We start from the raw sequence: 12135 nt of genomic DNA, 5'->3' as shown, positions 1-12135 counted from the left end.
GCGGTGAACCAAGCGGGGACAACGATCCGTCCCCGCGCCCGGCGAATGCCAGCTAGCCTCACTCGACAAGATCGCGTATTCCAGCCAGAGGACCCAGCCATGAACAGTCCCCTACCCACGCCCGCGTCCGCTCCCGGAGAGGCGACCGGGGACCTGCTCGCGGGCAGGACCGTCGTCGTCACCGGCGCCAGCCGTGGCATCGGCCTGGCGATCGCGATCAGGTTCGCCGCGGAGGGCGCGAACGTCGCGATGATCGCTCGCACCCAGGAGCCACACCCCAAACTGCCCGGCACCATCCACACCGCCGCCGCCGAGGCCGAGGCCGCGGGCGGCGCCGTACTGCCGCTGGTGGCGGATGTCCGCGACGACAAGGCGATGACCGAGGCGGTCGATCGGATCGCCGAGCGCTTCGGCGGCATCGACATCCTGGTCAACAACGCGGGATCGGTCGACCTCACCGGCGCCGAAGAGATCGGCATGCAGCGCTACGACCACATGCAAGCGGTCAATGTCCGTGCGCCGTTCCTGCTGTCCAAGCTGGCGCTGCCGCATCTGCGCGCCTCGGCCCAGGCCGGGCGGAATCCCCACATCCTCACCCTCTCCCCACCGCTCAACATGAATCCCGAACACGTGGGCAACGGGGTGGCCTACACCGTCTCCAAATACGGTGTCAGCGTGGCGACCATCGGTCTGGCACACGAGTTCCGGCGCTACGGCATCGCCGTGAACTCCCTGTGGCCGCGCACGAAGATCGACACCGCCGCGGTGCGCAACCTACTCGGCGGCGCGGAGGCCGTCGCCGCGTCCCGCAACCCGTTCATCTGCGCGGATGCCGCTCTGCTGATCGTGACCAGCTCCGCGGACGCCTACACCGGCCAGCTGCTGCTGGACGAGGATGTCCTCGCTTCCCACGGCCGCGTCGACCTGGACCACTATCGGGTCGTGCCGGGCTCCGGCGCGCTCGCCAACGACCTGTTCATAGACGCGTAGACCAGGTCGCCGAAATCCCTTCCGCCACTGAGGTTCCGGCCTGGGAAATCAACTCGCCGGCGCAGACATGACCTGTGGGCCGACTGCCCGCGAACCAGGGCACGCGTAAGGGCCGTCCGCCGAACCGAGTCACGGCGCGGGCGCAGCGTTGCCGAGGTCGAGCATGCGATGCAGGATCGCGGGGGCCAGCGCCAATTCGAATTCGGTTCCACTGCTTTCGAAGACGAAAGCCACCAAGTCGTCGCGCGGTACCGGGGCCAAGCGGACCGAGCACTGCTCCCCCACGACCACCCAGCCGCCGACGGTCAACTGATCGGACATCGCCCCTCCCGCCCTTCACCACTCCCGACAAGTGGACTATGCCAGTTGCGCCGCGGGGGTGTCAACGGCGGAAATCGGCCGCTGACCTGGCCGGATACTCGCGCGTCACGGTCGGGCGTCCGGGTGGGTGGACGGTCTCGCGGTACTCCAGCGCGACGCCGCGCCCGTCCAGAACGACGCGGTGCACGACCAGCACCGCCGCCGGATCCGGCAGCGCGAGAAGACGCCGTTCGTCCTCCGCGGCCAGCCGTGCGCCGACACTCTCGCGCACGACGACGGCGGCGCGGGAGATCGCGTCTTCCAGAGAGCGCGCGATTGCACCCGGATCGGTGGAAGGCGCACCCTCGGCGAACTGACCCGGATACCAACAGGTGACCAGCCGCTCGGCTCCAGAACTGTTCTCGCACAGCAGTTTCAGCGTGAACACCGCACTCGGCACGGGAAGGCCGAGCGTTTCGGTGACATCCCGCGGTCCTTCCAGCATTTCGGCTCCCAGCACGGTCACCGATTCACTCTCGGGCGCGGGCCCGTATCGGGGCGCGCTCTCCCGCAGCAACGCCGGACGCTCGGCCACATAGGTGCCCGACCCACGACGGGATGCGACGATTCCCTGCTGGCGCAACATGTTCAGCGCCTTGGCCGCGGTCGGCCTTGCCACCTTCCAGCTCGCGGCGAGTTCGCGCTCCGACGGCACCTCGGCGCCGGGCGCCAGTTCCCCACGCTCGATCAGTTCCCGCAAATGCTCGGAGATCTGTAGATATTTCGGGACTATCCCATCGCTTCCGGCCACCGGTCGCCTTCCCCACACCGCCCCTCGGACCGCTGGTCAGTGTAACAACGGCGGAGCCGGGCGCCGGGGCACGCGCACAAGCTCCTACCGAGGCCGTCCGCCGCGCTGAACCGCCCGGTAAAGTGCGACTCCAGTACAGCGCGGTACGAACAGGACCGAGCGGAAGGGGGCTTCCACGTGGCGGTACCCGACACCGGGCAGGGGGCGGCGCGCGAGCTGTACGCGGCGGCCATCGGCGCCGGCGGGGGCGAGAGGTTCGAACTGGACACCGCGGTCGCGGAGAATCTCGCCGCCGCGTGCGACCAACTGGTCGACGATCTCGGCCGCGCGATGGCCGGCGAATACCTCGTCACCGACGTGACCGGTTTTCCCGATCTGCCCACCGGACACGGCCTCACCCGCGGATTCGCCGCGAAGGGACGGCAATACCTGGACACCCTTGCCGCGTTCCAGGAAACGGCGCTGCTGTTCAAGGCCGCGTATCTCGCCGCGGCCAACCGGCTGGCCGACGCGGAGGCGGCGAATCAGGCCGCGTTGCGGCTGGTCGCCGAATATCTGGAGCCCCGGTGAGCGCGCACCCGCGCGCCGGGACCGACTGAGGGGGACGACGGATGGCAGACCCCGCGGCACGCGCAGCCGCCGACGGCATCCGGCAGGAACTGGCCCGATTCACCGACGACGCGACCGATCCCGCCTATGCACCGGATCGGGAACTGTTCGGCGCCTATACCCACCAGCAGATCTGGGATCTGGTGCACGAAGCGCTCGACCCGGCGGCGCTCGGCCGCATCGCCGCGGCGTGGCAGGCCAACGCGACCGCGGTGGCCGACGCGTTCCAAGCCTTCTCCGACGCCACCAACCGCGAGTTCGCGCGCTGGTCGGGCCGGGCAGCCGACGCCGCCGTCGGCGCGACCAGGCAGTTCGTCCGCGCGGGCGAAGACGTGCACGACGTGTGCCGGGCGGTCGCCCGGCTGATGGAGTTGAATAGCGATGCCGCGCAGACGGTCCGGGGCGCGATCGCGCCGCCGCAGCGGTATCGGCCGCTGGCGGACCCGGTCGCCGAAGCGGTTTACGGTGGAAAACGTAGGATGGAACACGATAGTGCGGCGGCAGACATCGAGGCGGATGTCCGGGACACGATGACGTACGTCTACACCCCGACCATGCCCGCCACCGGCGACCGCGTTCCCCGCTTCCCCCGGCCGCACGAAGATTTCGACACCGCACCCGGCGATCCGGATTCCGTCCGCGGAGGCGGCGCACGGTGAAATGGGTGCTCACCCCGGACGAATTCACGCATGTCTGGACGAACGAAACGAGCCTGGACCGCAGGCCCTACCCGGTCAACATGGTCCCATCGGCGACGGCGCGGACCGAGTCCGAACACCACGCCCTCCGCCTGCCGCAGCGTTTCGCCCGCCAAGCCGACCCGGATCTGGCCGCCGCGCTGATGCTCTGCGCGCGCAACGACGCGACCACCATCACCGTCTCCGGCGAACGCACGGCACTCGCGCGCAACGGCGACGGCGCCGAGTCCGAGCGGATTCTCGCGTTCGCCGCCGTGGTGCACAACCACGCGAGCATTCTGGTCGCCACACCGGAGCGGGTGAGCGTACAGATGTGCCACGCCCGTGCCGTGGGCGAACGCCTGGTACAGATCATCGGTCCGGGGCGGCCGGGCAGGCTCGCCCCGATGCGCGAGCCGCAGGACGCCGTGCTGGATGCGGATCGCACCGAGCCGTTCGTCACCAATGGTCATCGCGGCGCGGCGAAGTTCCGCCAAGTCCTGCGCAAGCCGGTGGACGGGCGTGGCTTCATCACCGTCACGGTGGAGCCGGAGAACCCGATGTCACCGCCCACCCGCCATCGCACCTGGCTGGACTTCACCGGCGACGGCCGCTACTTGCTCACCACCGCGCACGATCTCGTCCTCACCCCGGTGTCCGACGAGGAGTTCGCCACGCAGCTGCTGCGGCTCGCGCAGGTGTGACGCGGGCGCGACAACTACTGTTGAGCCATGCCGAAGCAGTGGACGGTGTCGCCTACCGAGGCTCTGCGAGCCGACGGCTTGCGTGTGGCCGAGTTGGACACCTCCGGGACGCCGGGATTCAGCGGCGGTAAGAAGGAAGGCATCGCCCAGCTCGCCGAACGCGCCCGCGTGCTGTCGGATCTGCAAGAGAAGCTGTACGCCAACGGCCGGGCCGGTGGCGACCGGCGCAACGTGCTGCTGGTTCTGCAGGGCATGGACACCGCGGGCAAGGGCGGCATCGTCCGGCACGTCATCGGCTCGGTCGACCCGCAGGGCGTCGACCACGCGGCGTTCGGCGTGCCGACGCCGGAGGAGAGCCGCCATCACTATCTGTGGCGCATCCGCAAGGCGCTGCCGCGCGCGGGTCAGCTCGGTGTGTTCGATCGCTCGCACTACGAGGACGTGCTGGTGGTGCGGGTGCACAATCTGGTGCCGCCGACGGTGTGGGAGCCGCGCTACGACGAGATCAACGCGTTCGAACGGGAACTGGTGGACGAGGGCACCTCGCTGGTGAAGGTGGCCATGTTCGTCTCGCTCGACGAACAGAAGCGGCGCCTGGCCGAGCGACTGGAACGCGCGGACAAGTTCTGGAAATTCGATCCGTCCGACATCGACGAGCGCGCGTTCTGGCCCGCGTACCAGGACGCGTACCAGGCGATGCTGGACCGCACCTCCACCGGGTACGCGCCGTGGCACGTCGTGCCATCCGATCGCAAGTGGTACTCCCGCCTCGCCGTCACCGAACTGCTGATCGCGGCACTCGAGCAGTTGGATCTCGACTGGCCCCCGCCGACCTTCGACGTCGAACTCCAGAAGCGACGCTTGGCACGGGCATAGCGCGCATCGGCGGCACGAGCGCTCATGGCAAGTGCCGGACGAAAGGCGAAGCCGGCCGGTACGGCGTCCAGCCGGTGTCGGCGATCCGGCCTTCGCGCGCGAATTCCCCCCAGTAGCCGCGAATTCCGACGCCGAGCTCGTCGATCTCCGCCGGGGTCAACGGCGCGAGCATCGGGGCGGCGCGCCAGGTGTCGCCGTCGGCGAACAGCAGCGGCAGATCGATGCAGTGGCACGCGCCGTACGGATTGTCCGGGTGCAGTTGTCCCATGCGGTAGCAGTACACGCGTGCCCCGGCATCGGCCAGTTCGCCGGCGAATCGGAACAGGCCGTCCTCGAACGCCTTCCGCCCGACCAGCCGCTGTGCCGCCGAGTCGAGCCGGGCGCCGAGCACCGGTAGCCGCCGGAGCCTGCCGAAGACCGGATGCGGGCCGCCGTAGAAGGCTCGCGCCTCTTCTGCCGTGCAGCCGAGGAGGACCGGCAGACCGGTGGCGCCGGTGCGCACCGCTTCTCGCCAGGCGTGCTCGTCCGGCAGGGGTCCCGCATCGGCCACGGGCAAGAAGGGCGGCGCCGAATTCACCGCGCCGGGCCCGGCGCACCGGCGAACCGTGCGTCCCTGCGCGGCGAGCAGTTCGGGCAGGGAGGCGGTGCGGGGATCGGCGTCGAGTTCGGCGAGGAACATCGCTCCCACCCGCTCGGCCCGCCGGTGGCTGTGGAATCCGATGCCGAAGGGCGCGCTCTGCACGACCGCCCCGGCGAACAGCGACCGTGCCGTCGCGATCCCCAGCAGGGCGACGACCGACTGTCCGCCCGCGGACTGTCCCGCCACGGTGACGCGCTCCGGATCGCCGCCGAATTCGGCGATGTGGTCGCGTACCCACCGCAGCGCCGCGATCTGGTCGAGCAAACCGAGGTTCCCCGCCGACACGCCCGGGGCGCGGAGATAACCCAGCACGCCGAGCCGGTAGCTCACCGACACGACGACGACGCCCGTCTCGCCCACGAACCGGACCGCGTCGTACAGGTTCCACTGCCCGCTGCCCGCCAGATAGGCGCCACCGTGCAACCACACCAGCACCGGACGTCCGCCCGGCTCGGCCGCGACGGGTGCGGTGACGGTGACCGCGAGGCAGTCCTCCGACTGCTCGAGCGGCTCGGCCCGCCCCATCACACTCTCGAGCCGTCCCGGCAGCTGCGGCGCGATCGCGGAGCGGCGCGTCGCGTCGTACACCCCCTCGGGCGGCGGGACCGGCTCAGGCGCACCGAATCGCTCGGCTCGCGCGTAGCGGATGCCACGGAACACCGCGACCTCGCCACGCGCTTCGCCACGCCAGCGCCCCGAGGGCGCGATCACCTCGTCCATACCGCTCTCACCTTCTATCGCAAGTCGACTTGCGATAAGCATGAGACTAGGAACCGCCACCGCATAATGCAAGAAGACTTGCGATAATCGTCCGGTGAGTGAGCCCCCCGCACAGATCCGCGGCGCGCGTCTGCGCGAAGCCGTGCTCGACGCGACCCTGGCCAGGATCGAGTCTTCGGGCATCGGCGCCGTGCGGGTCGCCGACGTCGCCGCCGACGCGGGCGTGCACGAGACATCGATCTACCGCCGCTGGAAGACGCTGCCCCGGTTGCTGCTGGACGCCCTGCTGTCCCGGGTGGCCGAAGAGATCCCGCTACCCGACACCGGGTCGTTGCGCGGCGATCTGGAGCGGTTCACGACCGATCTCATTCGTTTCGCACGCACGCCGTCCGGCCGAGCCATGATCCGCGGCAGCGTGCTCGTCGAATCCGATCCGGGCGTCGAGGCGATCCGGCGTGAATTCTGGGTCCGGCGGCTGTCGTCGTCCGAAGAGATCGTCCGGCGCGCCATCACGCGCGGCGACGTGGCGGCGACCGTTGATCCCCGGCTGACCATGCTGGCCCTCGGCGGACTGGTCCACCTGTACGTCACACAGTTCGACGGCGAGCTGCCGCCGGATCTGGCGCGCGACGCCGTCGCGCTCGTGCTCATGGGCATCATGCCGCGCTGACCGGGCGCGGGCCACGGCCGAATCGGGATCTGCGGCGGCGGGCCGGATATTTCGGAATCTCTCAGGTACGCCGACGATGATGACGGCTGTGGGCCGATCACCCGGGTAGATGGTCGGCGGATCTACGATCGTGGCGGCAGGAAAACCGTCCGGCGAGCGAAAGGCGTGGTGAGCGCACGGTGAGCAAGAACCAGGGTGGGAAGTCGAACCCGCTGCTGGCGGCGGAACGCGCCGACCGCAACCGCAAGATCTTGATCCAGGTGGCCGTCGCCGCCGTGCTCGTCGCGCTGATCGCGGCGATCGGCATCGGCATCGCGGTGAAGAAGAACCGCAAGGACGATCCCGGACCCACCCCGTCCATCGCCGCGACCGGCACCGCGAACGCGGGCGCCGTGCCCGCCTCGATCACCGACAACGGCGCTGTCCGCGTCGGCAAGCCGGACGCGAAGGTCACCGTGCGGGTCGTCGCCGATCTGCAGTGCCCCGCCTGCAAGGCGTTCGAGGCGGCGAACGGGCAGGCGCTCGAGGACGCGGTCGCCAGCGGCACCGCGGTCGTCGAGTACAACGTGATCGCCTTCCTGGACAAGGCGTCCACCACGCGCTACTCCTCGCGCGCGGCCAACGCCTCCTACTGCGTCGCCGAGGCCGACCCGTCGAAGTACCAGGCCTGGCTGAAGACGATGTACGCCCAGCAGCCCCCGGAGGGCGGCGCGGGCCTGACCGACGATCAGCTCGTCCAGATCGCCAAGAGCGCGGGCTACACCGACGACGCGGTCGCCCAGTGCATCACCGACCACAAGTACGACAAGTACGTCCAGGCCCGCACCAAGGAAGTGCTGGACAGCGGCATCCAGTCCACCCCGTCGGTGTTCGTGAACGGCAAGAAGGTCGAGTCCAGCCAGCAGATCTTCGGCGCAGGCGGCCTCGCACCCGTGATCAGCGCCGCCGCGGGCCAGTGATCGCCGCGGGGCCCCGGGCCGCGTGGGTCCTGTTGATCGGCGGGCTGGCCGGCTGGCTGGCCGCGGTGGCGCTGACCGTGGAACGGTTCAAGCTGTTCACCGATCCCGGTTACACGCCGTCGTGCAGCATCAACCCGATCCTGTCCTGCGGGTCGGTGATGGTGACCGATCAGGCCGCGGTTTTCGGGTTCCCGAACCCGCTGATGGGCATCGTGGGGTTCTCGGTCGTCGTCACGCTGGGCGTGCTGTCGGTGGCCGGGGTCGGCTTCCCGCGCTGGGTGTGGGGCGGGGTGTGGCTGGGCACCCTGCTCGGGGTCGCGTTCGTCTGCTGGCTGATCTTCCAGAGCCTGTACCGGATCAACGCGCTGTGCCCGTACTGCATGGTGGTCTGGGTGATCATCACGCCGCTGCTCGCGGTGAGCACCGACCAGCTGTGGGGGCACTCGCGCGGACCGCTCGGCGTGCTCGCCGAGTGGCGGTGGACGATCGTCGCGCTGTTCTTCGCGATCGTGCTGGTGCTGGTGTTCCTGCGCTTCCAGGACTACTGGCTGTCGCTGGTCTGAGCCGGATCAGTTCGGCGGCCCCGCGACCAGCGCCACCGGCACGGTGCGGGCGCCGCCTGCGCCGGTGACGCCCAATCGGACGGTCTCGTCGGGCTTGCGCCGGTTCAGCGCGGTGCGCAGCGACTGAGCGCTGGTGACGGTGTGGCCGTCGAGCGAGGTGATCACGTCCCCCGCGGCCAGACCGGCGGCGTAGGCGGGCATGCCGTAGATCGCCATGTCCACGCGGGCTCCGGTCCCCGCGGGCAGCGCGTTGGAGACAAGCACGCCGAGCGTGGCCGTCGGCCCGATGTGCACGGTGTCGGTGGGGGTTCCCGAACGAATCTGCTGGACCACTCGCATCGCTGCGTCGATCGGCACCGCGTAGCCGTTCGCCGGATGGTCCGCGGCGCGCGCACCGTCGCCCGACGCCGCGGCGATCACGCCGACGACCGACGCCTTGTGATCGACCAGGGCTCCGCCGGACTGTCCCGGCGTGACCGCCGCCGCCACCTCCAGCATCCCGTTGAGCGCTTTGCGCGACAGATCGGCGGCGTTGATCGCCACGATGGCGCTGTCCAGGTCGGTGAGCGGGCCGTGCACCGCGGTGGGCGTGCCGCCGGTGCCGCCGGCGTTGCCGATGGCGAGGACCTCCTCGCGCAGCCGCAACGCGCCCGAACTGCCGATGGTCGCGGTCGGCAGCCCGTCGGCCGCCGACAGGTCGAGCAGGGCGATGTCGGCGTCGGCGTCGTAGCCGAGCACCACCGCGTCGTAGGCCTTGCCGTTGCCGACGTCGGTGGCGGTCACCGTGTCCGCGCCCTTGACCACGTGGTGGCTGGTGAGCACCTCGCCGTCGGCGGTGAGGACGATGCCGGACCCCGCCGCGCCCGGCCCGGATCGGTCGGCCGAGGCGTTGATGTTGACCAGCGCAGGCCGCACCGCCGCGGTGACCACGCCCGCGTCGAGCGGGTCGGGGGGAGCGAACACCACCGACGCCGCCGTCCCCGCGGGACCGGGCCGGTCGCGGACCTGCAGATCGCCGCGATATCCGAGGAACGCCGCGACCATGAGCATGAGCGTGACGACCAGCACGAACACCCGGCCACCGCCCGGCGCGCGCCGCGCCCCGATCCACTGCTGCCGTTCTTCGTCCATGGCTCTCCCGCCTCGGCCGAACCTCCCGAATCCATTGTCGCCGCTGCGCGCGCCGAAGATCATCGAACCGGGCAGCCCGCCGGAAAAACGGCCCGTGAGCGTGTCTTTTCCGTGTCACAGTTGGCAACCGCACCCATGCGACGGTAGGCATGTCCTCATGAGCACTGCCGCCGCCTACGCCCTGTCCACCCCCGATGGCTCGTTCGAGAAGGTCACGATCCAGCGCAGGGACCTGGGCCCGCGCGACGTGCTGATCGACGTCAAGTTCGCGGGTATCTGCCATTCCGACATCCACACCGCGCGCGACGAGTGGGGCGGCACCCGCTACCCCTGCGTGCCCGGACACGAGATCGCGGGCGTGGTCGCCGCGGTCGGATCCGCGGTGACCAAGCATCGGGTCGGCGATCGCGTCGGCGTCGGTTGCATGGTCGATTCCTGCGGTGTCTGCGCGCCGTGCCTCGCCGACGAGGAGCAGTACTGCACCGCGGGCGCGACCATGACCTACAACACCCCGGTCGACCCGGCGGTTGAGCCCCGGGGGCACACCCTCGGCGGCTACTCGACGCAGATCGTGGTGACCGAGAACTTCGTGGTCGCCATTCCCGACGGCATCGGCCTCGACGTCGCGGCGCCGTTGCTGTGCGCGGGCGTCACGCTGTACTCGCCGCTGCGGCACTGGGGCGCCGGGCCGGGCAAGAAGGTCGCCATCATCGGCATGGGCGGGCTCGGCCACGTGGGGGTGAAGATCGCGGCCGCGATGGGCGCCGAGGTCACCGTGCTGAGCCACTCGCTGAGCAAACAGGACGACGGCAAGCTCTTCGGCGCGACCGGCTACTACGCCACCAGCGACAAGCAGACCTTCCGCGAGCTGCGCGGCCGGTTCGACCTGATCCTCAACACGGTGTCGGCGAACCTTCCGATCGACGACTACCTGCGCCTGCTGAACCTGGACGGCACCCTGGTGATCCTCGGCCTGCCCGAGCACCCGATGAGCGTCAAGCCGTTCAACCTCGCCGCGTACCGCCGCTCGCTGGCCGGCTCGATGATCGGCGGGATCGCGCAGACCCAGGAGATGCTGAACTTCTGCGCCGAGCACGGCATCGGCGCGGAGATCGAGCTGATCGCCGCCGACGAGATCGACGGCGCCTACGACCGGGTCGTGGCCAGCGACGTGCGCTACCGGTTCGTCATCGACGTCTCCACCATGTGAGCCCGCTCGCCGTACCGGCGCGGCCGAACGGTGTCGAGCCGCGAACCGCTCGCGGCGTGGGTACCTTGGCCTTGTGTCTGCGGAGGACGAAGACGAGACGCGACAACCGGCCATCGCCGCACCCGGCATGCCGCCGTGGCTGCCACGGGCGTTCCTGCTCGCCGCGGCGACGATCACCGGGTTGCTGGCCGCCTTCTGGGTGCTGGAGCGACTGCGGAGCCTGCTGACGATTCTGCTCGTCTCCCTGTTCCTGGCCTTCGCGATCGAACCGGCGGTGAATTCGCTGGCGCGGCGCGGCATGCGGCGCGGCCCCGCGACCGGGTTGGTGTTCCTCGGCCTGACCGCCCTCGTCGTCGCCTTCTTCTGGACGCTCGGTGCGCTGCTGGTGGAGCAGGTCACCACGTTGGTGCAGCACGCGCCCGAATACGCCGACCGGGGCGTGGACTGGATCAACCACACCTTCCACAAGGATCTGTCCAGCACGGACATCCAGAAGTACGCCACCGACTGGAGCTCGACCCTCGAGGGCTATCTCACCGGGTTGGCGGGCAATGTCTGGGGCATCGGCACGGCGGCACTCGGCGCGCTCTTCCAGGGTCTCGGCATCCTGCTGTTCACCTACTATTTCGCCGCCGACGGGCCTCGCATCCGCGCCGCCGTCTGCTCGCTGCTCCCGCCACGGCGGCAGCGTCATGTGCTGCGCGCCTGGGACCTCGCGGTGGACAAGACCGGCGGCTACATCTATTCCCGCGGGCTGCTCGCGCTCGCGTCCACGCTCGCGCACTACGTCATGCTGCGGGTGCTGGACGTGCCGTCGGCATTCGCCCTCGCGTTGTGGGTCGGCGTGGTCTCCCAGTTCATCCCCACGGTCGGCACGTATCTCGCCGGTGCGCTCCCGGTGATCGTGGGTCTGGTGCACGGGCCGAGCACCGCGCTGTGGATTCTCGGCTTCATCGTGCTCTACCAGCAGTTCGAGAACTACGTGCTGCAACCGCGCATCACCGCCACCACCCTGGACATGCACCCGGCCGTCGCGTTCGGGGCGGTGCTGGCCGGCGCGGCGCTACTCGGCGCGACGGGCGCGCTGCTCGCCATCCCGGTGACCGCGACGGTGCAGGCGTTCGCCGGCGCGTACATCCGCCGCTACGACGTCCCGGCGGAGGTGGAGGCCGAGATCGACAGCCGGGCGGGCTCACCCAAGCGCCGCCGGAAGTTCGCCAGACAGTTGACGCTGCGTTTCGCGGGCCGTCACGACCGTCCGGACTGACACGGCCG

The 12135-nt window shown here is 70.1% G+C and carries 14 protein-coding genes; 10 read left to right on the top strand and 4 right to left on the bottom strand.

The window, feature by feature from the left end; genetic code table 11:
- Positions 1 to 99: 99 nt before the first annotated feature.
- A complete protein-coding gene (locus NB3_RS05115; protein ID WP_067797256.1) occupies positions 100 to 990 on the top strand; it encodes an SDR family oxidoreductase in 891 nt (296 codons plus the stop codon).
- Positions 991 to 1119: 129 nt separating this feature from the next.
- Here NB3_RS05115 and NB3_RS05110 read toward each other — a convergent pair whose 3' ends face one another.
- Entirely contained in the window at positions 1120 to 1311 is a 192-nt protein-coding gene (locus NB3_RS05110; protein ID WP_067797253.1) for a hypothetical protein, read from the bottom strand.
- Between the two features lie 61 nt (positions 1312 to 1372).
- On the bottom strand, positions 1373 to 2101 hold the full coding sequence (locus NB3_RS05105) for a GntR family transcriptional regulator (RefSeq protein WP_067797250.1): 729 nt from the start codon (positions 2099 to 2101) through the stop codon (positions 1373 to 1375).
- 177 nt (positions 2102 to 2278) lie between these two features.
- Here NB3_RS05105 and NB3_RS05100 point away from each other — a divergent pair, with 177 nt between their 5' ends.
- Genes NB3_RS05100 through NB3_RS05085 form a run of 4 tightly spaced genes read left to right on the top strand, consistent with a single transcriptional unit; the run spans position 2279 to position 4967 of the window.
- Positions 2279 to 2671 carry a hypothetical protein gene (locus tag NB3_RS05100; RefSeq protein ID WP_067797248.1) on the top strand — a complete coding sequence of 131 codons (393 nt, stop codon included), beginning with the start codon at positions 2279 to 2281 and terminating at the stop codon, positions 2669 to 2671.
- 41 nt (positions 2672 to 2712) lie between these two features.
- On the top strand, positions 2713 to 3369 hold the full coding sequence (locus NB3_RS05095; protein ID WP_244891775.1) for a hypothetical protein: 657 nt from the start codon (positions 2713 to 2715) through the stop codon (positions 3367 to 3369).
- Between the two features lie 5 nt (positions 3370 to 3374).
- Positions 3375 to 4091 carry an ESX secretion-associated protein EspG gene (locus tag NB3_RS05090; protein WP_244891774.1) on the top strand — a complete coding sequence of 239 codons (717 nt, stop codon included), beginning with the start codon at positions 3375 to 3377 and terminating at the stop codon, positions 4089 to 4091.
- A 27-nt stretch (positions 4092 to 4118) separates the two neighbouring features.
- The gene (locus NB3_RS05085) at positions 4119 to 4967 is read left to right on the top strand and encodes a polyphosphate kinase 2 family protein (protein WP_067797244.1); all 849 of its coding nucleotides are present in this window, start codon (positions 4119 to 4121) and stop codon (positions 4965 to 4967) included.
- 22 nt (positions 4968 to 4989) lie between these two features.
- On the opposite strand, the gene NB3_RS05080 is transcribed toward NB3_RS05085, so the two are convergent.
- Complete coding sequence (locus tag NB3_RS05080; RefSeq protein WP_067797242.1) at positions 4990 to 6327, bottom strand: carboxylesterase family protein; 1338 nt, start codon at positions 6325 to 6327, stop codon at positions 4990 to 4992.
- Between the two features lie 94 nt (positions 6328 to 6421).
- On the opposite strand from NB3_RS05080, the gene NB3_RS05075 reads away from it, so the two are divergent.
- The 3 genes from NB3_RS05075 (at position 6422) to NB3_RS05065 (ending at position 8519) form a co-directional block, all read left to right on the top strand.
- Complete coding sequence (locus tag NB3_RS05075; protein WP_067797240.1) at positions 6422 to 6997, top strand: TetR-like C-terminal domain-containing protein; 576 nt, start codon at positions 6422 to 6424, stop codon at positions 6995 to 6997.
- A gap of 179 nt (positions 6998 to 7176) precedes the next feature.
- Positions 7177 to 7956, top strand: a complete 780-nt coding sequence (locus NB3_RS05070) for a DsbA family protein (protein ID WP_067797229.1) — start codon at positions 7177 to 7179, stop codon at positions 7954 to 7956.
- Positions 7956 to 8519, top strand: coding sequence for a vitamin K epoxide reductase family protein (locus NB3_RS05065; RefSeq protein WP_371855877.1), 564 nt, complete (start codon positions 7956 to 7958; stop codon positions 8517 to 8519). Before NB3_RS05070 ends, NB3_RS05065 begins: the two co-directional genes overlap by 1 nt.
- 6 nt (positions 8520 to 8525) lie before the next feature.
- Here the strand turns inward: NB3_RS05065 and NB3_RS05060 are convergent, their stop codons facing one another.
- Positions 8526 to 9650 (bottom strand): S1C family serine protease, encoded by a 1125-nt coding sequence (locus NB3_RS05060; RefSeq protein WP_067797226.1) that lies wholly within the window; start codon positions 9648 to 9650, stop codon positions 8526 to 8528.
- A 157-nt stretch (positions 9651 to 9807) separates the two neighbouring features.
- Here NB3_RS05060 and NB3_RS05055 point away from each other — a divergent pair, with 157 nt between their 5' ends.
- Both NB3_RS05055 and NB3_RS05050 read left to right on the top strand, forming a co-directional pair.
- Positions 9808 to 10860, top strand: a complete 1053-nt coding sequence (locus tag NB3_RS05055) for an NAD(P)-dependent alcohol dehydrogenase (protein ID WP_067797225.1) — start codon at positions 9808 to 9810, stop codon at positions 10858 to 10860.
- Positions 10861 to 10933: 73 nt separating this feature from the next.
- On the top strand, positions 10934 to 12127 hold the full coding sequence (locus NB3_RS05050) for an AI-2E family transporter (RefSeq protein WP_067797223.1): 1194 nt from the start codon (positions 10934 to 10936) through the stop codon (positions 12125 to 12127).
- The last annotated feature ends 8 nt before the right edge of the window (positions 12128 to 12135 follow it).

The sequence above is a fragment of the Nocardia beijingensis NBRC 16342 genome (genome assembly GCF_001612785.1).
GTDB lineage: Bacteria > Actinomycetota > Actinomycetes > Mycobacteriales > Mycobacteriaceae > Nocardia > Nocardia beijingensis.
Note: the sequence above shows the minus strand (reverse complement) of the source record. Positions and strands in the feature narration are given on the sequence as shown.

What these genes read in the sequence shown, in the direction of transcription:
- NB3_RS05060 (WP_067797226.1), bottom strand. Translation starts at nt 9,650, where the DNA reads ATGGACGAAGAACGGCAGCAGTGGATCGGGGCGCGGCGCGCGCCGGGC.
- NB3_RS05115 (WP_067797256.1), top strand. Translation starts at nt 100, where the DNA reads ATGAACAGTCCCCTACCCACGCCCGCGTCCGCTCCCGGAGAGGCGACC.
- NB3_RS05055 (WP_067797225.1), top strand. Translation starts at nt 9,808, where the DNA reads ATGAGCACTGCCGCCGCCTACGCCCTGTCCACCCCCGATGGCTCGTTC.
- NB3_RS05095 (WP_244891775.1), top strand. Translation starts at nt 2,713, where the DNA reads ATGGCAGACCCCGCGGCACGCGCAGCCGCCGACGGCATCCGGCAGGAA.
- NB3_RS05085 (WP_067797244.1), top strand. Translation starts at nt 4,119, where the DNA reads ATGCCGAAGCAGTGGACGGTGTCGCCTACCGAGGCTCTGCGAGCCGAC.
- NB3_RS05080 (WP_067797242.1), bottom strand. Translation starts at nt 6,327, where the DNA reads ATGGACGAGGTGATCGCGCCCTCGGGGCGCTGGCGTGGCGAAGCGCGT.
- NB3_RS05110 (WP_067797253.1), bottom strand. Translation starts at nt 1,311, where the DNA reads ATGTCCGATCAGTTGACCGTCGGCGGCTGGGTGGTCGTGGGGGAGCAG.